At 46.1% G+C, this 21,605-nt stretch carries 19 protein-coding genes; 9 read left to right on the forward strand and 10 right to left on the reverse strand.

Features of this window, described 5'->3' with window-relative positions; genetic code table 11:
* Window positions 1-137: 137 nt before the first annotated feature.
* Entirely contained in the window at window positions 138-1,301 is a 1,164-nt protein-coding gene (locus VTH8203_RS01810) for a phosphoglycerate kinase (RefSeq protein ID WP_096992099.1), read from the reverse strand.
* Window positions 1,302-1,453: 152 nt separating this feature from the next.
* Window positions 1,454-2,479, reverse strand: a complete 1,026-nt coding sequence (gene epd, locus VTH8203_RS01815) for an erythrose-4-phosphate dehydrogenase (protein ID WP_096992100.1) — start codon at window positions 2,477-2,479, stop codon at window positions 1,454-1,456.
* A 188-nt stretch (window positions 2,480-2,667) separates the two neighbouring features.
* Here epd and VTH8203_RS01820 point away from each other — a divergent pair, with 188 nt between their 5' ends.
* Window positions 2,668-2,898: a hypothetical protein gene (locus VTH8203_RS01820; RefSeq protein ID WP_096992101.1), complete on the forward strand. Its 231-nt coding sequence runs from the start codon at window positions 2,668-2,670 to the stop codon at window positions 2,896-2,898.
* A gap of 67 nt (window positions 2,899-2,965) precedes the next feature.
* Here the strand turns inward: VTH8203_RS01820 and tkt are convergent, their stop codons facing one another.
* Complete coding sequence (gene tkt / locus VTH8203_RS01825) at window positions 2,966-4,978, reverse strand: transketolase (RefSeq protein WP_158296041.1); 2,013 nt, start codon at window positions 4,976-4,978, stop codon at window positions 2,966-2,968.
* Between the two features lie 307 nt (window positions 4,979-5,285).
* Between tkt and metK the strand changes: the two genes are divergently transcribed.
* The 8 genes from metK (at window position 5,286) to ruvX (ending at window position 11,810) form a co-directional block, all read left to right on the forward strand.
* A complete protein-coding gene (gene metK / locus VTH8203_RS01830; protein ID WP_096992102.1) occupies window positions 5,286-6,437 on the forward strand; it encodes a methionine adenosyltransferase in 1,152 nt (383 codons plus the stop codon).
* A gap of 359 nt (window positions 6,438-6,796) precedes the next feature.
* Entirely contained in the window at window positions 6,797-7,591 is a 795-nt protein-coding gene (locus VTH8203_RS01835) for a DUF2189 domain-containing protein (RefSeq protein WP_096992103.1), read from the forward strand.
* A gap of 82 nt (window positions 7,592-7,673) precedes the next feature.
* Window positions 7,674-8,183 carry a SprT family zinc-dependent metalloprotease gene (locus tag VTH8203_RS01840; RefSeq protein ID WP_096992104.1) on the forward strand — a complete coding sequence of 170 codons (510 nt, stop codon included), beginning with the start codon at window positions 7,674-7,676 and terminating at the stop codon, window positions 8,181-8,183.
* Between the two features lie 96 nt (window positions 8,184-8,279).
* Complete coding sequence (endA, locus tag VTH8203_RS01845; RefSeq protein ID WP_096992105.1) at window positions 8,280-8,990, forward strand: deoxyribonuclease I; 711 nt, start codon at window positions 8,280-8,282, stop codon at window positions 8,988-8,990.
* Window positions 8,991-9,070: 80 nt separating this feature from the next.
* Window positions 9,071-9,802 carry a 16S rRNA (uracil(1498)-N(3))-methyltransferase gene (rsmE, locus tag VTH8203_RS01850; RefSeq protein WP_096992106.1) on the forward strand — a complete coding sequence of 244 codons (732 nt, stop codon included), beginning with the start codon at window positions 9,071-9,073 and terminating at the stop codon, window positions 9,800-9,802.
* 13 nt (window positions 9,803-9,815) lie between these two features.
* On the forward strand, window positions 9,816-10,763 hold the full coding sequence (gene gshB, locus VTH8203_RS01855; protein ID WP_096992107.1) for a glutathione synthase: 948 nt from the start codon (window positions 9,816-9,818) through the stop codon (window positions 10,761-10,763).
* Window positions 10,764-10,780: 17 nt separating this feature from the next.
* A complete protein-coding gene (locus VTH8203_RS01860) occupies window positions 10,781-11,350 on the forward strand; it encodes a YqgE/AlgH family protein (protein WP_096992184.1) in 570 nt (189 codons plus the stop codon).
* A gap of 34 nt (window positions 11,351-11,384) precedes the next feature.
* On the forward strand, window positions 11,385-11,810 hold the full coding sequence (gene ruvX / locus VTH8203_RS01865; protein WP_096992108.1) for a Holliday junction resolvase RuvX: 426 nt from the start codon (window positions 11,385-11,387) through the stop codon (window positions 11,808-11,810).
* Between the two features lie 89 nt (window positions 11,811-11,899).
* Here the strand turns inward: ruvX and luxS are convergent, their stop codons facing one another.
* The 7 genes from luxS to oadA form a co-directional block, all read right to left on the reverse strand.
* Window positions 11,900-12,418 carry an S-ribosylhomocysteine lyase gene (luxS, locus tag VTH8203_RS01870; RefSeq protein WP_031493706.1) on the reverse strand — a complete coding sequence of 173 codons (519 nt, stop codon included), beginning with the start codon at window positions 12,416-12,418 and terminating at the stop codon, window positions 11,900-11,902.
* A gap of 94 nt (window positions 12,419-12,512) precedes the next feature.
* Entirely contained in the window at window positions 12,513-14,105 is a 1,593-nt protein-coding gene (gene gshA / locus VTH8203_RS01875) for a glutamate--cysteine ligase (protein ID WP_096992109.1), read from the reverse strand.
* Window positions 14,106-14,216: 111 nt separating this feature from the next.
* Window positions 14,217-17,075, reverse strand: a complete 2,859-nt coding sequence (locus tag VTH8203_RS01880) for a M16 family metallopeptidase (RefSeq protein ID WP_096992110.1) — start codon at window positions 17,073-17,075, stop codon at window positions 14,217-14,219.
* Between the two features lie 9 nt (window positions 17,076-17,084).
* Window positions 17,085-17,540: a YqaA family protein gene (locus tag VTH8203_RS01885; protein ID WP_096992111.1), complete on the reverse strand. Its 456-nt coding sequence runs from the start codon at window positions 17,538-17,540 to the stop codon at window positions 17,085-17,087.
* The gene (locus VTH8203_RS01890; protein WP_096992112.1) at window positions 17,534-18,484 is read right to left on the reverse strand and encodes an NADP-dependent oxidoreductase; all 951 of its coding nucleotides are present in this window, start codon (window positions 18,482-18,484) and stop codon (window positions 17,534-17,536) included. Before VTH8203_RS01890 ends, VTH8203_RS01885 begins: the two co-directional genes overlap by 7 nt.
* A 193-nt stretch (window positions 18,485-18,677) precedes the next feature.
* The gene (locus tag VTH8203_RS01895; RefSeq protein WP_096992113.1) at window positions 18,678-19,808 is read right to left on the reverse strand and encodes a sodium ion-translocating decarboxylase subunit beta; all 1,131 of its coding nucleotides are present in this window, start codon (window positions 19,806-19,808) and stop codon (window positions 18,678-18,680) included.
* A 9-nt stretch (window positions 19,809-19,817) separates the two neighbouring features.
* Entirely contained in the window at window positions 19,818-21,602 is a 1,785-nt protein-coding gene (gene oadA / locus VTH8203_RS01900) for a sodium-extruding oxaloacetate decarboxylase subunit alpha (protein ID WP_096992114.1), read from the reverse strand.
* Window positions 21,603-21,605: the final 3 nt, after the last annotated feature.

Consider the following 21,605-nt stretch of genomic DNA (forward strand, 5'->3'; position numbering starts at 1 on the left):
GAATAAGTCCTATTTTCTGTCGTTTTAAATAAAAGTTGGCAATCGTTTGCTCACAATGCGCGGCATTGTATCAGAGTTAATCCGCCATTGCAGCATAGATAAAAGCGGACCAATCAGCCCGCTCTATAAAAGATTGATTATGCTTTCGCACGCTCTTCTAGCATTGCTACTGCTGGTAGTACTTTACCTTCAACGAATTCAAGGAATGCACCGCCACCTGTAGAGATGTAAGAAACGTCAGCTTTGATACCGAACTTGTCGATAGCTGCTAGCGTGTCACCACCACCTGCTACAGAGAAACCTTCTGATTCAGCGATCGCTTTAGAAATGCCTTCAGTACCTGCTTCGAAGTTCTTGAATTCGAATACACCTACAGGGCCGTTCCACAGGATAGTTTTAGCATCTTTTAGGATTTTCGCTAGTTCCGCTGTTGAGTCTGGACCTAGGTCGAAAATCATGTCGTCGTCTTGAACTTCAGAAACGTGTTTGATTTCTGCTTCTGCGTTCTCATCGAATGCTTTTGCACAAGCTACATCCGTTGCCACTGGAATTGCACACTCATCCATTAGCTTCTTAGCAGTCTCTACTAGGTCTGCTTCGTATAGAGACTTACCTACGTTGTGACCCGCCGCTGCGATGAACGTGTTTGCGATACCACCACCAACAACAAGCTGGTCAGCAATTTTAGATAGAGATTCAAGAACCGTTAGCTTAGTTGAAACTTTTGAACCACCTACGATAGCAACCATTGGACGAGCAGGCTTGTCCATTGCTTTGCCTAGCGCTTCTAGTTCATTAGCAAGTAGAGGACCAGCACAAGCTACAGGTGCGTGCATACCTACACCATGAGTAGAAGCTTGAGCACGGTGAGCCGTACCGAATGCGTCCATTACGAATACGTCACATAGTGCAGCGTATTTCTTAGAAAGCTCTTCTTCGTTCTTCTTTTCTCCGTTGTTGAAACGAACGTTTTCAAGAACAACTAGCTCACCTGTATTTAGCTCTAGGCCATCTAGGTAATCTTTTGCTAGCTTAACTTCGCAATCAAGCGCGTCGTTTAGGTAGTTAACTACAGGTTGTAGAGAGAACTCTTCTGCGTACTCGCCTTCAGTAGGACGACCTAGGTGAGACGTTACCATTACTTTAGCGCCAGCTTCTAGGCAGTGCTTGATGGTTGGTAGAGACGCTAGGATACGCGCGTCAGAAGTTACTTTACCGTCTTTGACAGGTACGTTCAGATCCGCACGGATAAATACGCGTTTACCTGCTAGTTCCAGGTCAGTCATCTTGATTACAGACATGTTTAGTCCTCTCAACTAAAAAATAAATAAAGTTTTTGAAAACCCGGCTTCTTGCCAAGTTTTGAAATTCATCAACTGCTTACTTATATTGGGCTTAACGATATTAATTTCAAGCTTCAAAATTAATATTTTCCCAAATTGCGCCCTTGATACTACTTGGACGCCTGCATTGCTAAAGCAGTGTCTAACATACGATTAGCAAAGCCCCACTCGTTGTCACACCAGACTAACATTTTGACCAAACGACCATCGCTCACTCGGGTCTGTGTCCCGTCAACAATGGCACTGTGTGGATCGTGGTTAAAGTCGATTGAAACTAGCGGTGCTTCAGTATAGTCAACAATGCCGTCTAATGTACACCGAGATGCGTTAATAATGACTTGATTTACGTCATTAACTTTCACATTCGTATTTATAGTTACACTTAAATCCATAGCGGTAACGTTAATTGTTGGCACTCTGACAGAAATTGCTTCAAATTTGTTATAAAATTTCGGAAAGATACGTTCAATACCTTTATGTAACTTAGTATCAACCGGAATAATGGAGTGGCTCGCCGCGCGCGTTCTTCGTAAGTCACTGTGGTAGGCATCAATCACTTGTTGATCATTCATTGCTGAGTGGATAGTGGTAATCGTACCGGAGTCGATCCCGAACGCTTCATCTAACGCTTGAATGATAGGAACAATACAATTGGTGGTACAAGAACCATTAGACACGATCAACTGCTGTTGCGTCAGTGAGTCATGATTCACACCATAAATAATGGTGTTATCCAAGTCATGCGAACCGGGGTGTGAAAATAGAACTTTTTTGGCACCAGCTGCAATGTGCTCGAGACCATCTGCGCGACTGCCGAAGACCCCTGTGCAATCAAGGACAATGTCTACATCTAAGTTGCGCCATGGTAGTAAGCTGATGTCTGCAGAATGTAGAATGCGAATCGTATCAAACTTACCGTCGCAATGATTGATATATAAATGCTCTTGGTCATGGGAAACCTTTTTGGCAAACCGACCATGACTGGTGTCATACTGAAGCAAATGAGCCATTGCTTCAGGTTGAGCAAGTTCGTTGACTGCGACGACTTGTATTTTATCGTTCTTGCCGCTTTCATAAATTGCTCGAAGTACATTTCGTCCAATGCGACCAAAGCCATTAATAGCCACTTTTAACATCGCACTACATCCTTAGTTCACGTTATGGTGGTGTGCATAGTAACCGATCAACTGTCATTTCGCATTAACAGTTGCGAGGCAAGTCTCCCAAACACGTCATCGCTAAGAATTCACTCTGCTACCATGATTGAAGAGGCTTCTCGCATACCATTTAACGACCTCGATTTCACTACACAGGAGGTGCCCTTATGTTTACTGGTCAGTATTACTGCCAATCATGTAACAAAGAAACTATTCATAACGAAGTCTTGATACGTAAGCCAAGTCGCTATGACAACGATCCAACGATCTTTGGTCGAATTAAGTTATTGCTGCATGCGTTTATCAATGGTGGGCACTACTACGATATGGACCGCTATGTCACCTGCCAAACCTGTGGCAGGCGCGAGTTGGACAACAAAGGTAGTGAATTTGAATAGTCATTTAAAAAGCCGAGCTGTAGAGCTCGGCTTTTCATCGTTCAAAGTAACTTAATGTTACCTCAAATTAAGCAAGCAGTTCTTTTGCTGTGTTTACAACGTTTTCAGTTGTGAAACCAAACATTTTGAATAGCTCATCTGCCGGTGCAGACTCACCGAATGTCGTCATGCCGATGATCTTGCCACCAAAGCCAACATACTTGTACCAGTAATCCGCGATACCTGCTTCAACTGCGATACGCTTAGTCACTGACGCTGGAAGCACCGCTTCGCGGTATGCTGCATCTTGCGCGTCAAACACGTCAGTAGAAGGAAGAGACACTACGCGTACTTTTTTACCTTCAGCCGTTAATTCAGCATAAGCGTTAGTCGCTAGCTCAACTTCAGAACCTGTTGCGATAAGAATCAGCTCTGGCGTACCTTCACAGTCTTTCAGGATGTAACCACCCTTAGCAACGTTGGCTAACTGCTCTGCATCACGCTCTTGCTGCGTTAGGTTTTGACGAGAGAAGATCAGTGAGGTCGGACCGTCTTTACGCTCAATGGCGTATTTCCAAGCCACCGCAGACTCAACTTGGTCACATGGGCGCCATGTGCTCATGTTTGGCGTCACACGTAATGATGCAATTTGCTCAACCGGTTGGTGCGTCGGACCATCTTCACCCAGACCAATAGAATCGTGAGTGTAAACTTGGATGTTTTGCACTTTCATTAGTGCCGCCATACGCATTGCGTTACGAGCGTATTCCATAAACATTAGGAATGTAGCACCGTAAGGAACAAAACCACCGTGTAGCGCGATACCATTGATGATAGCCGTCATACCGAATTCGCGTACACCGTAGTGAATGTAGTTACCAGACGCATCATCTGCGGTTAGAGACTTAGAACCAGACCACATGGTTAGGTTAGAAGGCGCTAGGTCAGCTGAGCCGCCCATGAATTCTGGAAGCATCTTACCAAACGCTTCAAGCGCGTTTTGAGACGCTTTACGAGATGCAATGTTTGCCGGGTTAGCTTGAAGGTCTGCGATGATCTTGCTTGCTTCTTGCTCCCACTGAGCTGGAAGCTCACCGTTTACACGACGCTTGAATTCTGCAGCTAGCTCTGGGTATGCCGCTTCATAAGCCGCTAACTTCTCGTTCCAAGCCGCTTCTTTTGCACTACCCGCTTCTTTCGCATCCCACTGTGCTTTAATGTCAGCTGGAATTTCGAATGGACCGTATTCCCAACCTAGGAATTCGCGTGCCGCTGCAATTTCGTCGTGACCAAGTGGTGCACCGTGACAATCGTGTGAACCCGCTTTGTTCGGAGAACCAAAACCGATGATGGTTTTAGTACAAATAAGTGTTGGACGTGGATCCGCTTTTGCCGCTTCAATAGCAGCATTGATTGCGTCTGCATCGTGGCCGTCTACCGCTGGGATAACGTGCCAGCCGTACGCTTCGAAGCGCTTAGGCGTATCGTCAGAGAACCAACCTTCAACTTCACCGTCGATAGAGATACCGTTGTCATCCCAGAAAGCAATCAGCTTACCAAGACCTAGAGTACCTGCTAAAGAACACGCTTCGTGAGAAATACCTTCCATTAAGCAACCATCACCCATGAACACATAAGTGAAGTGGTCTACGATGTCGTGGCCTTCTTTGTTAAATTGCGCTGCAAGAGATTTCTCAGCAATCGCCATACCCACTGCGTTGGTGATGCCTTGACCTAGAGGACCTGTTGTCGTCTCGATACCGGGTGCATAGCCATACTCTGGGTGACCTGGTGTTTTTGAGTGCAGTTGACGGAAGTTTTTCAAATCATCAATCGATAGCTCGTAACCGCTTAGGTGAAGCAGAGAGTAAATCAGCATAGAGCCATGGCCGTTAGAAAGTACGAAACGGTCGCGATCAGCCCACTCTGGGTTTGATGGGTTGTGATTTAGATGAGAACGCCAAAGAACTTCAGCGATATCAGCCATACCCATTGGCGCACCTGGGTGACCTGAGTTAGCTTGTTGAACACCATCCATGCTTAGCGCGCGGATTGCATTAGCGAGTTGTTTACGAGAAGACATGTAGGCTCCTGAGTGCATTAAGCGAATTCCAAGTTTTTCATAGGCTGAGCGAATAGTCAGCGGCGCTATTGTCGCAAAGCCCCATAGTCTCTGCAAACGTTTTACCGTCATTTTTTGGCTTTTTACTGCGATAATGTGGTACCAAAACACGTTTATTCAACAAAAATGGGCAAACGATTGGCTATAAGTTAAAAACAAAAATCGCTTGCTAAACGCACATCGATGACTAGAATAGACGTCTAGATGTAGATACACCTACAATATATCGTTGATTTTTCAATAAGCGGGCTCAATAGGTTCGCTTAAAAATGTAATTGGAGCTCTCATGGCTAAGCACCTGTTTACTTCTGAATCTGTATCAGAAGGCCATCCAGATAAAATCGCTGACCAAATTTCAGACGCGGTACTTGATGCAATTCTAGAACAAGACCCTAAAGCACGCGTTGCGTGTGAAACTTACGTTAAGACTGGCATGGTGATGGTAGGTGGTGAGATCACTACTTCAGCATGGGTTGATATCGAAGAGTTAACTCGTGAAACCGTTCGTGAAATCGGTTACGTTCACTCTGACATGGGTTTCGATGCCAATTCTTGTGCAGTTCTTAATACTATCGGTAAGCAGTCTCCTGACATCAACCAGGGCGTTGATAAAGCTGACCCTAAAGAGCAAGGCGCTGGTGACCAAGGTATCATGTTCGGTTACGCGACTAACGAAACTGAAATTCTTATGCCAGCACCTATTACCTACTCTCACCGTCTTGTTCAAAAGCAAGCTGAAGTACGTAAGAACGGCACGCTACCTTGGTTGCGTCCAGACGCTAAATCTCAAGTAACGTTCCAATACGATCAAGGTAAGATCGTTGGTATCGATGCAGTTGTTCTTTCAACTCAACACTGTGATTCAATCTCTACGCCAGATCTACGTGAAGCGGTAATGGAAGAGATCATCAAGCCAGTTCTACCATCTGAGTGGATCAACAAAGAGACTAACTTCTTCATCAACCCAACCGGTCGTTTCGTTATCGGTGGCCCAATGGGTGACTGTGGTCTAACTGGTCGTAAGATCATTGTTGACACCTACGGCGGCGCAGCTCGTCACGGTGGTGGTGCATTCTCTGGTAAAGATCCATCAAAAGTAGATCGCAGTGCAGCATACGCAGCACGTTATGTGGCGAAAAACATTGTCGCTGCGGGTATGGCTGATCGTTGTGAAATCCAACTTTCTTACGCTATCGGTGTTGCTGATCCAACTTCTATCATGGTGGAAACATTCGGTACTGAGAAAGTATCTCACGACATCATCGTAGAAGCAGTGCGTCAACATTTCGACCTACGCCCATACGGTCTACAAGAAATGCTAAACCTGCTACAGCCGATTTATAAGAAGACTGCAGCATACGGTCACTTCGGTCGCGAAGAATTCCCTTGGGAAGCGACAGATAAAGCAGCAATCCTGCGCGACTTCGCTGGTTTATAATCTGCCAGGCCTGAGTTAATACTCTAAAAAAGCCTTCAAAATATCTTTTGAAGGCTTTTTTGTTTTTATTACTAACTATTTCAATTACTTCGTTACATAACTGTTAAATCCATCTTTTGCAGCACGCGATTTATACCCTTTTGAAAATTGTGTTTTCTCACAACTCGGTCAATAGTTAATCAAAAGTGCCCTTGTAACCAGACCCTTTAGGTCTGAGTTTCGTACTGTAAATAGAGCACTTATGAGGGGAAGACGCTACACAACGACGCTTTGCTAAGCTTGTTCATGCTTCATAAAACAGCATCGTTAGCGCCATGCCCTGAGAAACGTAGGCCAGTTTGTCAAATCAGGGAGGACATATGCCTCGAACTGTAAATACCGACGACTTCCACAAGAAACACGAAGTCAGGGATCAAGATTACGCTAAAACTATTCCATGCAACGAACTCAGTGTCTCAGCACCATTTCACTGGTTAGCACTTGGGTTGCACGATCTTATTCGCATGCCCATCATTAGTGCGTTTTACGGCTTGTGCTTTACTGCTGCCTCTGTCGCCATTGTGCTATTAGTTCAGTGGCAAGGAACCCATTTGGTTATCATGCCAAGTCTCGTCGTCTATATGCTCATTGGGCCATTCTTGGCGCTCGGGTTATACGATGCAGCATGGGAAAGAGAAAAAGGACACAAACCCAGTTTATTCCATTCTATGAAAGCCATCGGCAGAAACTCCACCTCACAATGGGCCTTTGCCGTGCTGCTCGCTGTCGCGATGATTTTCTGGATGAGAATCGCTGCTCTGCTCCACGCTCTGTATCCTTCTGTTCAAGGTGCACCCTTGACTGATTTTGCCCCATTTCTGATTACGGGTAGCGTTGTAGGCGCTGTGATTGCTTCGATTATCTTCAGCATTTCAGCGTTCTCGATTCCACTCATGATGGAGAGACGCGTCGATGTAATGACGGCCGTATTTACCAGCTTTAATGCAGTGAAGTCGAACATACCCGCCATGATTGTGTGGGCGTTGGTTATCTGCGGTGGCATCTTGATTGGTTTCGCCACCTACGGCATTGGCATGATCATTACCATGCCAATTCTTGGGTATGGTACGTGGCACGCTTATCATGAAACCATTAAGAAAAAACATAATTCATAAGGCAAAGAGCAATATATTGCAAACCCAACCAATGTCTCTAGAATAGCGCCCTCATTTGGGCGTTATTTTATGATTGAGTTAAATGAAGTCATCTCCATCCGAAGAGCTACACTACTTGGCGGCGAAAAAGCTAGCACAATGTATCGGACTGGCCCGTCGCTATTTTGAGCGAGACTTTCCCATGCCAGCCCTCAATTATCAGCTTCGTGGCAAAGCTGCTGGTAAAGCCTATTTGCAAACATGGGAAATACGTTTAAACCCAGTACTATTTGCCGAGAACCAACAAGCTTTTATCAGCGAGGTGATTCCCCATGAGGTCGCTCACCTCATTACGTTTGCCTGCTTCGGCAGAGTGCGTCCTCACGGAGCTGAATGGCAAATGCTCATGAGCCAAGTCTTTTCGTTAGCCCCCAAGACCACACATTCGATGAACGTCCAATCTGTTCAGGGTCGTACCTTCGAATATCGCTGCCAGTGTGACACTTTCTCCGTTTCCATAAGACGACATAACAAAGTAATGCGTCAGCAAGCGAGTTATCGGTGCCGAAAATGTGGCAGCCAAATTGAATTCACCGGCAAACAGCTCAGCTAAGTTTAGGTTTACCCTTAATAATCTATAGATCTATCTGTAGATCGAGTAATTTTTGCGAGTTAAACTAGGTTATCTCAACCTTTTTAAAGACTTGTAATGTACCGTTATCTCTCTTTTGCTGTAGCCCTACTTGTTAGCTTAATCTCATTTTCAGCACTCAGTGCCCCACCTAGTAGCTTTAGTAAAGCCAAGAAAGAAGCCGTTAAAATCTATGCGGATCACCCTATTAGTTTTTACTGTGGGTGCAACATTCAGTGGCAAGGGAAGAAAGGTATTCCTGATCTATCATCTTGTGGTTACCAAGTACGCAAACAGCAAAAACGCGCAAGTCGTATCGAGTGGGAACATGTCGTACCCGCATGGCAATTTGGCCACCAGCGCCAGTGTTGGCAGGAAGGCGGTCGTAAAAACTGCACCAGAAACGACAACGCTTTCAAATTGATGGAAGCAGACCTCCACAACCTCACTCCGGCTATCGGTGAAGTCAATGGCGACCGTTCTAATTACAATTTCTCACAGTGGAATGGTATGGATGGCGTCAGTTATGGACGTTGTGACATGCAAGTTAATTTCAAACAGCGCAAGGTTATGCCGCCAGACAGAGCGAAAGGCTCCATCGCTCGCACCTACTTATATATGAGTAAAGAGTACGGATTTAAGCTCTCTAAACAGCAAACGCAACTCATGCAGGCCTGGAATAAAACCTACCCAGTCGATGCTTGGGAGTGCACTCGCAACGAACGCATCAAGCGCATCCAAGGTAACGACAACCCATTTGTGGCGGAAGCCTGTAAAAATCCTAGTTAAATCGCTACGCCAGCCCTTGTAATTTTAAGGGCGGGCATCCATCTTATACCTCTATACAGTTTTGTTCTTTGGAAGTTTTTATGCGTATACCTCGTATCTATCACCCTGAACCAATTCACGCTTTAGGGTCTCTTACACTAAGTGAAGATGCCGCAGGCCATTTAGGCCGCGTATTGCGCATGAAAGAAGGTCAAGAAGTGCTATTGTTTGATGGCTCGGGCCATGAGTTTCCAGCCACCATTACGCAGATTGGCAAAAAGAATGTGGATGTCGAAGTACTGGAGAAAGTCTCTGCCAGTATAGAATCGCCTTTGGACCTGCATTTAGGCCAAGTTGTGTCTCGCGGCGATAAAATGGAGTTCACGATTCAAAAATCGGTTGAGTTAGGCGTTAATACGATCACCCCGCTTATCTCAGAGCGCTGTGGCGTTAAACTCGATGCGAAACGCTTTGAAAAGAAACTGCAGCAATGGCAGAAAATTGCTATCAGTGCTTGTGAACAATGCGGACGTAACACCATACCTGAAATTCGACCCATTATGTCACTAGAGCAATGGTGTGCCGAGCCCTCAGAAGCCCTTAAGCTCAATCTGCACCCAAGAGCGAAATACTCAATCAATACCTTGCCTGAACCTGTGACTAAAGTTCGCCTGCTTATTGGTCCAGAAGGTGGCTTGTCAGCGCAAGAAATTGAAATGACAGAACAATATCAATTCGAAGAAACCCTGCTTGGTCCTCGTGTTTTGCGAACAGAAACGGCAGCATTAACCGCCATTACTGCACTGCAAGTACGCTTTGGCGATTTAGGTTAACGGGAGAAAAATAATGCTCAAACTCGGTATCGTGATGGATCCAATTTCGTCCATCAACATCAAAAAAGATTCTAGCTTTGCGATGATGTTGGAAGCCCAACGTCGTGGTTACGAAATCCACTATATGGAAATGAACGATCTACATTTGGATCAAGGCACGGCCGTTGCCGATACCAAGATTGTGACGCTGAAAGAAGACCCAAATGGTTGGTATGAATTCACTTCTGAACAAACGATTGAGCTGTCAGAACTGGAGGTGGTTTTGATGCGTAAGGATCCGCCGTTTGATACAGAATATATCTACGCGACATACATCCTTGAGCGCGCCGAAGAGAAAGGCACATTAATCGTTAACAAACCACAAAGCCTACGTGATTGTAACGAGAAGCTATTCACCGCTTGGTTCCCTGAACTAACGCCAACAACGATTGTGACTCGTAAAGCCGAAAAGATTAAGCAGTTCCGTGACCAGCACGGTGATATCATTCTTAAACCACTCGATGGTATGGGCGGTGCCTCCATTTTCCGCGTTAAGCAAGACGACCCTAACGTGTCAGTCATAATTGAAACGTTAACCAATCACGGCCAAAACTATGCCATGGCACAAACCTTTGTTCCTGACATCAGCAATGGTGACAAACGCATTCTCGTTGTCGATGGAGAGCCTATGCCATATTGCTTAGCTCGCATTCCGGCAAAAGGCGAAACGCGTGGTAACCTGGCTGCAGGGGGGCGTGGTGAAGCTCGTCCCTTGAGTGAGACGGATAAGCAAATAGCCGAAGCCGTTGCTCCAACTTTAAAAGAGAAAGGCCTAATATTGGTAGGTCTGGATGTGATTGGCGACAAACTAACTGAAATCAATGTCACCAGCCCAACTTGCATTCGTGAGATTGAGGCAGCCTTTGACATCTCTATTACTGGTAAGCTGATGGATGCCATCGAGCGCCGTTTAGGGAAGTAACTGTGGGAGAGGCCATGATGAACCTAGCCAACCATTTTCTTGTCGCTATGCCGGGGATGCAAGACCCCTACTTTCAGCGCAGCGTTATTTATGTATGTGAACATAATGAAGAAGGCGCAATGGGGATTATGATCAATACCCCTATTGATGTCACCGTTGCCAATATGCTTAAGCAAGTGCAGGTTGAGTTACCCATTGCCTCTCAAACCACTTACAGTAAAAGTCTCGATCAAGCGGTACTAAATGGTGGCCCGGTTTCTGAAGATCGAGGCTTTATCCTCCATAACCCCAAAGATAAATATCAGTCAAGCATACAGATCACTGATAAGGTTTCTGTTACGACATCAAAAGATATTTTGGCGGTGCTGGGTACTGATGCCCAACCGGATAACTATCTAGTTGCTCTAGGCTACTCTGGATGGAGTGCTGGTCAACTTGAATCAGAGTTGGCTGAAAACTCTTGGTTAACGATCGAAGCTGACCCTAGCATTATCTTCAACACTCCAGTTGAAGAAAGATGGAGTACCGCCATTGCTATGCTTGGCATCGATATTGCCCAGTTATCCACACAAGTTGGGCATGCCTAACCCCTTTACAGCACGACGTAAGAGACAAGACACTATGACATCCAGAACCATTATCGCCTTCGATTTTGGAACCAAGAGTATTGGTAGCGCCATTGGCCAAGAAGTCACTGGCACTGCCAGTCCACTGAAAGCCTTCAAGGCCAAAGATGGCATTCCAAACTGGGATGATATTGAAGCTATGCTTAAAGAATGGCAACCCGACCTGATCGTTGTTGGTTTGCCTACTGACCTACATGGCAAAGCTCTGGAAGACATTACTGCACGAGCGAAAAAGTTTGCTAATCGAATTCATGGTCGATTTGGACTTCAAGTAGAGCTGCACGATGAACGTCTATCCACCGCGGAAGCGCGCGCAGAACTGTTTGAGATGGGCGGCTATAAAGCTTTGTCAAAGGGTAATATCGACTGTCAGTCAGCAGTAGTGATTTTAGAAAGCTGGTTTGAAACTCAGTGGGCTTAAGCTCAGTAACAAAAAAGGATGACCAAAGAGTCATCCTTTTAATCGATGATGTCTACTCAACCTATTAAGGTCATTGATTAGACAGTGAATTAATCGACTTTCAATTCTTGAAGCATTGACTCTGGCAGAGCCAGTTCGTCGTTTTTGTTTACTTGAATACCCGCCGCAATAATCGCTTCAGCAATCGCTTTTGCTTCTTCTAACGAGTGCATAGCCGCCGTACCACACTGATACTCATTCAGCTCAGGAATCTTGTTCTGGCTTTCTACTTTCAGCACATCTTGCATCGCGCTTAACCACGCATCCGCCACTTGCTGCTCTGAAGGCGTACCAATCAAGCTCATGTAAAAACCGGTGCGGCAACCCATCGGGGAAATATCGATGATTTCCACTGCATCGCCATTCAAGTGAGCACGCATAAAGCCTGCGTAAAGATGCTCAAGTGTGTGGATGCCTTTCTCAGAAAGGATATCTTTGTTTGGCGCCGTAAAACGTAGGTCAAATACCGTGATGGTGTCGCCTTTAGGGGTTTGCATTGTTTTCGCGACACGTACTGCTGGTGCGTGCATTTTTGTGTGGTCTACCGTAAAGCTATCCAGTAGTGGCATAATTCATTCTCCTTAGCGTTACTCACCGCTAACGCAGTGAGTAAGTGATTAGTGGCTCGATTGTAAGTGGCTACACCGTATGGTGCAACCTCACTTACTTGTTCATCGCCGGCATACGTTCTGGGGTGAGGTAAGCAAAATAATGGGTTAGGAAATCATCAAAGCTTTCCTTATCCGATGCTTCAATCACTTTTTGCACCTCAACGGAACGAATGACCTCAGTTTCCATAAAATCGGACGAATACGCTTGATATTGGTGGTCTACGTTCTTCTGACGATACTCTTTACCGAGCTCGCACCCTACTTTTCCTAACCCACCTAATGCTTTCGTTTTTTCCAGTATGCGGCCTGAAATGGATAGCTCAGGATTTTCATTCCAAGCCTCCAAGGTGTCGCAAACACTTTGGTACTCATTTCCACCATGAGCGGCATCCATATGTTTAGCGATCTCCCTAAGATCCATAAACACACGTTTTACCCATGACTGGCTATCAAGCACTTCACCATCACAGCCTATTTTCAGCTCAAGACCAACCTGGCGGCCTTCAATAATCACCTTGTTCCAGTTTTCACGCCAGCACTCAAGCTCACAATTGTCCATCGGCTCAGAGTCTTTAAGAGCACACCAAGTTAAGAACAAGTCTAAGAAACGAATCTGATCAGCGGTGATACCAATCGGGCTAAATGGGTTAACATCCAGAGAACGAACTTCGATGTATTCGACCCCACCACGTGATAATGCTTCCGATGGCTTTTCGCCACTTTTAGCGACACGTTTAGGACGAATAGGTGCATACAGTTCATTTTCAATCTGTAAAACATAGTCGTTAAGTTGACGATACTCACCGTCCACTTTGACACCAATTTTCGCGAAGTCCTCAGAAGGGGTATGGATTGCTTGATTTAATCCTTCAAGATATTGCTCAAGGCCGTTGAAACCAATCTTTAGTGCACTCTGAGCACTATTGGTATAACCCAAATCACTCAATCTAAGCGACGTTGCTTTGGGTAAATACAGCGTACCGCCTACTTTCTCAAATGGCAGTTTGGTCTCTTTCCCTTGCAGGAACGACGAACAAATTGCAGGGGACGCACCAAAGAAGTATGGGATTAACCAACCAAAACGGTAATAGTTGCGAATAAGACCGAAATAGGCTTCTGACTTCGCATCCTGACGTGCTTTTTCATCTTGTTCGCCAAATAGCGCATCCCAAAATGACTCAGGAAATGAGAAGTTAAAGTGCACACCTGAAATGATCTGCATTAAGCTGCCATAACGATGCTTTAGCCCTTGACGATAAAGTGTCTTCATCCGTCCAGAGTTTGAACTACCGTACTGAGCTAACGCGATATCATCTTCATCACCTACATAGCAAGGCATTGATAATGGCCACAATTTCTCGTTACCTATTTTGGCCTGAGTAAAATGATGGATATCGGATAACTGATGAATCAGCGTATCAACATCACGAGAAACTGGTGTGATAAATTCCAGTAGTGACTCGGAGAAATCCGTCGTAATGTATTGGTTCGTTAGGGCTGAGCCTAGTGCCTTTGGATGTGGTGTTGTCGCTAGGCGACCATCGTCGGTATAACGCAACGTTTCTCTTTCCACACCTCGTCCAAACTGTTTGAAAATGGCTTGGTCTTTAGCAACTTGATCCAGTCGCGCAGCAAATTTAGTCACAATGCGATTCGCTTATAGTTTGTTATTCCAGTTGAGAGCTGGGGATACGACGTAAGCTATGTTATTGAATCAACAGGTGCTGCCGTTCCCCATCCCTTCTATATGGTCACTCTATTGCGTGATTTCAAGTTCTTCAATTGGAATATTCAGTTTCTCAAGTTGCGGTTTTAGACTCTTCGCGTCTCCCACAACTATGATTTGATATTGGCTTGGATCAAACCACTTAGCAGCCAACTTATCGAGTGTCGTTTTATCTACCGACTCAACGATGTCATTACGCTGCTTAAGGTAATCCTTATCCAAACTATAGGTTAAAATTGACGATAACAAACTGGCTTTTTGACTTGGCGTTTCGTATGTCAATGCATCTTGTTGTCCTACCGCAAGACGCATAAACTCCAACTCGTCATCAGTCATGCCATTTTTGCTGTAGTTTTTTAGCTCTTTGAGCAACTCTTCAATCGAAGGAATCGTAGCATTTGCTCTCACTTGAGCACTAAAGACTATCGCCCCAACTTCACGGTTACTTGCGAAATAACCGCTCGCGCCGTACGTGTAGCCTTTATCCTCTCGTAAATTTTGATTGATACGACTATTAAAGTTGCCCGCCAGATTAAAGTTAGCCAATCGACTTAAATACAGCTCACCCGTTGCATCAAACGGCAATCCTCGACGCACCAAACGCACAATACTTTGCGGCGCTGCTGGTTTGTCTACCAAGAATATGTGTTGACCCGTTATAGGCGCTACGGCTTCCGGACGAATCAAGGGTGCAGCTTCGCCTTTCCAAGATTGCCAAAAGGCCAGTTGCTTCTTGATCTGTTTTGGGGAGATGTCACCAACCACTACGATTTGTGCACCTTGTGGTGTGTAATGTTTACGATAAAAGCGCTTCACGTCATCAAGCGTAATTGAAGCAATCGATGCTTCAGTACCATCAGATGAGCGACCAAATACTGAGTCGCCAAATAACACTTCCCTTGTCGCTTGTGATGCCATCCAACTTGGTTTTTGATGTTGATACACCAAGCCTTCTAACGTTTGTGCTTTTAATCGGTCAAAATCTTGCTGCTTCATTGCCGGATGAAACAGGGTATCTTCGAGCAGCGTTAAGGTCTCAGGCAGGTTTTTCGATAATGCTGACACGGAGACGCGAGTTGTGTACGCACCAGCACTAAATCCGATTCGGCTACCCAAGCGGTCAAGCTCTGCTTGCAGCTCTTCCACACTGCGTGTGGTGGTTCCTTCTTCCATCATAGAAGCGGTCAGTCCCGCTAAGCCTTCTTTGCCCTCCGCAACGTAGCGATCGCCAGCGGGTAACTGGAAGTGAATCTCCACCGTTGGCGTTTCTCGCGTCTCAGTGCCTAGCAGTTCACTACCATTATCAAACTGTAAACTATACAGCTCTGGCATCTTGGCTTTCACCCCTTGTGCGACTTTCGGCATCACACTGCGATCAAAGCTGTCAACAGGTCGTCGTAACACCAATTCTTCTTCTGTGATTTTACTGTAATTAGGTAGCGTTCTCGGCGGTGTCACAAAGTTATCTGGTTCGACTGCCATATCCTTGCGACCTTTCGGCACCACACTTAGCGTGACTTTATGCTTACCATTAATGAAGGTGTCATAGGCAGTCGCCACATCCTTTGGAGTCACTGCACGTATTTGCTGCAATTGCTGCTCTAAACGATCGGGCTGACCAAAGAAGGTTTCGTTCGAAGCTAACTGCGAGACTTTACCCTTGACACTTTGTAGCGCAAACACGGCTCCAGACTCGGAAAGGCCTGTGATCTGTTTCAGTCTTTCTTCGCTGATGCCTTGTTTTTCAAACTCATTCAACGCTGCTAGCAACTCATTGTATAGTGTTTTTAGGCCATCTTTATCTGTAGAAGCGCCCATGGCGTACACGTAAAAGTTACAAGCCAACTCATTACAATCATTGAATGCTCCAGCATCGAGCGCCTTTTGCGTTTTGATCAACTTCTGATACAGCAAACTATTGGTGCCACCACCAATGGCATCAGCCATTGCTTCAAGTACAGCTTGGTCTTTTGCGCCTCGATAGCTTGTCGTAGGCCAACCAATGACGACCATCGGCTGACGAATGCGATCTTCTAATGTGACATAACGATCATTGGGCAGCACAGCTGGCTGTTTCGGTGCTTTATCGACTTCAGGACCTTTGGGGATAGAGCCAAAATATTTTTCTACCCATGCCAATGTTTGCGCTTTGTCGATGTCACCACCAATAGTCAGCACCGCATTGTTTGGTCCGTACCAGCGTAGGAAGAACGCTTTGAGATCATTCACGTCAACACGATCAAGATCTTCAACGTAGCCAATTGGCTGCCAAGAGTATGGGTGTCCCTCTGGGAACATGGCTTCACCCATTTTCTCCCAAATCAGCCCATAAGGGCGGTTGTCGTAGTTTTGAGCACGTTCGTTTTTAACCGTATCACGCTGAATTTCAAATTTTTTCTGAGAGACCGCTCCGAGTAAAAAACCCATACGATCCGCCTCTAACCACAGCATCTTCTCTAATTGGTTAGAAGGAACCGTTTCAAAATAATTGGTTCGATCGCGAGTCGTTGTACCGTTTAAAGTCCCACCAGCTTCGGTAATGATCTTAAAATGTTGCTGGTCACCAACGTGCTCTGAGCCTTGAAACATCATATGTTCAAAGAAATGCGCAAAGCCGGATTTTCCTACTTCTTCGCGTGCCGAGCCTACATGATAGGTAACATCCACATGCACCAATGGGTCGGAGTCATCTGGTGCTAAAATGACGGTTAAACCGTTATCTAAGCGATACTTCGAATAAGGGATCATGACCTTGTTTGGGTCCGCTTTTGTTTCTTCAATTAGCGTTACCCCTTTAGGTAAAGCGCTACTGGCTTGATTTGACGATTCATAACTACTGCAACCGTATAGAAAGATCAGCGACAAAGCGCCGAGCCAAATCTTTTTCATAAAAGCTCCTTAGAAAAGACCGTAGAAGATAGCGGTCAGCGCGATATAACGTAGCGCTTTACCAATAGTAATTAGCACAACACACGGTAAGAACTTCATCCGCAACCAACCTGCCGCTAAACACAGGGGATCGCCAATGATAGGCAACCAGCTAAACAATAACGTCCAGTAACCGTATTTCTGTATCCATGCTATGGCCTTATGACCATGTTTCTCGTTCTGAGTTCGATTTGGCAACCAAATACCAATCCAGTAGTTGGTTAATCCCCCAAGAGTATTACCTATGGTGGCAACCAAAATCACCATCGCTGGGGCGTATTGTTGCAGACTTAATGTCGCGACTAACCCTGCTTCTGAGCCTCCTGGGAGCAAGGTCGCACTTAAAAAACCAGAAATAAAAAGGACGGCGAGTGCGGAGTCGGCAAACCATGACTCCGCGAGATATTGAGAAAACGTTTCTAGCATTGCATATCAAGTAAGACTTTGCCGCGAGTTCGGCTGGTTTCGACTTGTTGATGAGCCTCAACCACTTGTAAATAAGGCAAAACATGCTGAATTTCAGTTTTGAGCAACCCAACGCCTACCATGTACAGCAAGGTTTCCATTTGTTTTGTATCGGGAGACACTAGCATTCCACTCGCTTCAAAACCAAGCAGCTTGGCTTTTTCGCATACCAACTCGGCAGTAATCGTAGGAGTGGTGATGACTCGAGCGTTGTCTTTTAAACACTTGAGCGCATCTAGTGCAACATCGCCACCAACTAGGTCAATTAACACATCGACATCGCTTAGACGCTCGGAAGCGGGAGCGAATTCATAATTGATAGCATGGGCGCCCAATGTAGCCAAGTAATCGAGATTGCGTTCACTGCACGTCGTGTACACCTCTGCTTTAGTGGCGACAGCCAACTGAACGGCAATGTGTCCAACGCCACCAGCCCCGGCGAGTATCAATACTCGTTCACCTTCTTGCACTTGCGCTTTATTGATGGCTTGGGCTGCCGTTTGTCCCGCCAATGGCAATGCAGCGGCGGCGTCCAACGCAACCGTCTTAGGTAACGCTGTCAGTTCTGTTTCTGGCACACACACATATTGGCTATAGCCCCCAGCCCGAAGAGGGAAACCGATAAATCCAACGACTTCTTGACCCACTTCAAACGCTTGTGCGCCTTCACCTAAGCCCGCGATAACACCCGAAATGTCATAACCTGGGACCCAAGGTAAGTTATCTTTGTTTTCGGCCGCCGCCCACCCTAATCCAGCACGGGTCTTGACATCAATCGGGTTGACACCAGCATAAGCGATTTTCACCAATACCTCGCCAGCGTTAGGCTGAGGAATATCGATCTCCTGAAATGCTAATACTTCTGCTGAACCAAATTCTGGGATGACTATTTGTTTACACTTCATCGCGGCTTCCTTTTCCAATTCTAGGTTCCATAGTAACGAAATACCCGTATGAGTCTAGATTATCTTTTCGTCATCCCGCACTCAGTATGTAACAAATTCAATCACTTTTGTGACTCTGTCTGAGTACTGATAACCAAAGATAAAAAAGGGAGCCTTATCTCAGCTCCCCTTAGTCATCACATACAGATTGTCGTTAGCCGACTAAAGCGAGCAAAATACCCGCGGCAACTGCCGAGCCTAATACACCAGCAACATTAGGACCCATGGCATGCATCAACAAGAAGTTTTGTGGATTCGCTTGTAGACCAACCTTATTAACAACACGTGCTGCCATAGGTACCGCAGAAACCCCTGCAGCCCCAATCAGCGGGTTAATATCTTCTTTTGAGTATTTGTTAAGTAGCTTCGCCATTAGTACCCCAGCGCCAGTTCCAATGCTAAAGGCCACCGCACCAAGAGCAAGAATACCTAGGGTTTCAAAGTTCAAAAACTCTTCTGCTTGAAGCTTTGAGCCAACACCAAGACCTAAGAAAATCGTCACAATATTGATAAGCTCATTTTGTGCCGTTTTCGATAGTCGGTCGACTACGCCCGCTTCTCGCATCAAATTCCCCAAACAGAACATACCGACCAAAGGCGTTGCAGACGGTAAGAACAAGATGGTCATCAATAACACAGCAAGGGGGAATAAGATCTTTTCACCTTTGCTGACGTGACGAAGTTGCGCCATCTTGATAGTGCGCTCTTCTGGCGTGGTCAAAGCCTTCATAATTGGTGGCTGGATAATCGGAACCAACGCCATGTAGCTATAAGCAGCGACGGCAATGGCACCGAGAAGATCCGGCGAAAGTCGGCTTGCTAAGAAGATAGCGGTTGGACCATCAGCACCACCGATGATGGCAATGGATGCCGCATCTTGCATGGAAAACTCCATACCCGGCACATAGTTCAGTAAGATCGCACCAAACAAGGTAGCAAAGATACCAAACTGAGCTGCCGCCCCTAGCCACAAGGTTTTCGGGTTAGCGATTAATGCCCCGAAATCTGTCATCGCCCCAACACCCATAAAGATAAGCAGTGGGAAAACCCCAGACTCGATACCGACATAATAGACGTAGTACAACAAACCGCCTGGCTCGGTGAAGCCCGCATTCGGAATGTTGGCTAGAATAGCGCCAAAACCGATCGGCAACAGTAGCAGTGGTTCAAAGCCCTTGCGAATCGCTAAGAACAACAAGATGCCTCCGACCAAAATCATACAGATTTGGCCGAATTCAAAGTTAGCGATCCCTGTTTCTGACCATAAGGTCATCAATCCTTCCATGGTGCTCCCTTACGCTAAGCTAACAAGAGGCGCGCCGACGACAACAGCATCACCTTCTTTCACGTGTACATCTTGAACCACGCCGCTTTGCGCAGCACGTACTTCCGTTTCCATCTTCATCGCTTCTAAGATAAGCAGTACATCGCCTTCTTGAACTTGCGCACCCGAAGCAACATTGACCTTAAAGATATTGCCAGCTAATGGAGCGGAAACTGCTTCAACATTTGTTGCAGCAGCAGGTAATGGTGCAGGAACGGCGGCAGATACAGGTGTCACTGAAGTAAGTTCGCCTTTGGGCCCCACTTCAACCTCATAAACCTGACCGTCCACTTTTACGCTATAAGACTCAATACCTGCAGCACTAACTACTGGAGCTGCAACCGCCGCGGCTGGTTTGGCTTCTTCTTTACCCGGAGCAGGTTCAAATGCGTCAGGGTTATGGCGGTTTTTCAGGAATTTGAGACCTACTTGTGGGAACAATGCATAGGTAAGAACATCATCAACGGTGTCTTCAGCCAGTGAGATGCCCTCAGATTTGGCTTTTTGAAGCAGATCCTCGGTCAATGTATTAAGCTCCGCTTCTAGCAAGTCGGCCGGACGACAGGTAATCGCTTGAGCGCCATCCAACACTTTCGCTTGCAGTTCAGCATTCACTTCAGCGGGTGCCTTACCGTATTCCCCTTTTAGCACCCCTGCGGTTTCTTTGGTAATACTCTTATAGCGTTCACCCGTTAAGACGTTGATCACCGCTTGGGTCCCAACGATCTGCGACGTTGGTGTCACCAAAGGAATAAAGCCAAGGTCTTCACGAACTCTTGGGATCTCCTCAAGAACTTCGTCAATACGATCAGCAGCACCTTGCTCTTTTAGTTGCCCTTCCATGTTGGTTAACATACCACCCGGCACTTGCGCAATCAGAATGCGTGAATCAACACCTTTCAACTGACCTTCCCATTTTGCATACTTCTTACGCACTTCACGGAAGTAGGCGGCGATAGGTTCAATTTGCTCCAGTTTAAGATTGGTATCGCGCTCAGTGCCTTGTAGCATTGCTACCACGGTTTCTGTCGGCGTGTGTCCGTATGTCTGACTCATCGAAGAAATCGCGGTATCTAGGATGTCGATACCCGCTTCAACGGCTTTGACTGCTGTTGCCGTAGACAGCCCTGTTGTAGCATGACAATGCAGCGCTAATGGCACATCACAAGATGATTTAATACGAGATATCAGCTCTTCGGCTTCATAAGGCTTAAGCAAGCCTGACATGTCTTTAATACATAGTGAATGGCAGCCCAAATCTTCAAGGCGTTTGGCAAGGTCAACCCAAGTTTCCGTGTTATGTACAGGGCTTGTTGTATAAGACAGCGTACCTTGCGCATGCGCGCCCACATCTACGGTCGCTTTTACCGCCTTCTCAAAGTTGCGTACATCGTTCATCGCATCAAAAATGCGGAACACGTCCATACCGTTGGCGTGAGCGCGTTCTACGAATTTTTCCACCACATCATCTGCATAATGGCGGTAACCCAGCAGGTTTTGTCCACGCAGTAGCATTTGCATGGGTGTGTTTGGCATCGCTTTTTTCAATTCACGTAGACGTTCCCAAGGATCCTCCCCTAAGAAACGAATACACGCATCAAAGGTTGCGCCCCCCCAAGTTTCTAAAGACCAATACCCCACTTTATCCAGCTCTGCTGCGATAGGTAACATATCTTCAATACGCATTCGAGTTGCGAACAGAGATTGGTGGGCGTCACGAAGTACCACGTCCGTAATAGCTAGTGGTTTAGACATGCT

Source organism: Vibrio thalassae, assembly GCF_900089835.1.
Taxonomy (GTDB): domain Bacteria; phylum Pseudomonadota; class Gammaproteobacteria; order Enterobacterales; family Vibrionaceae; genus Vibrio; species Vibrio thalassae.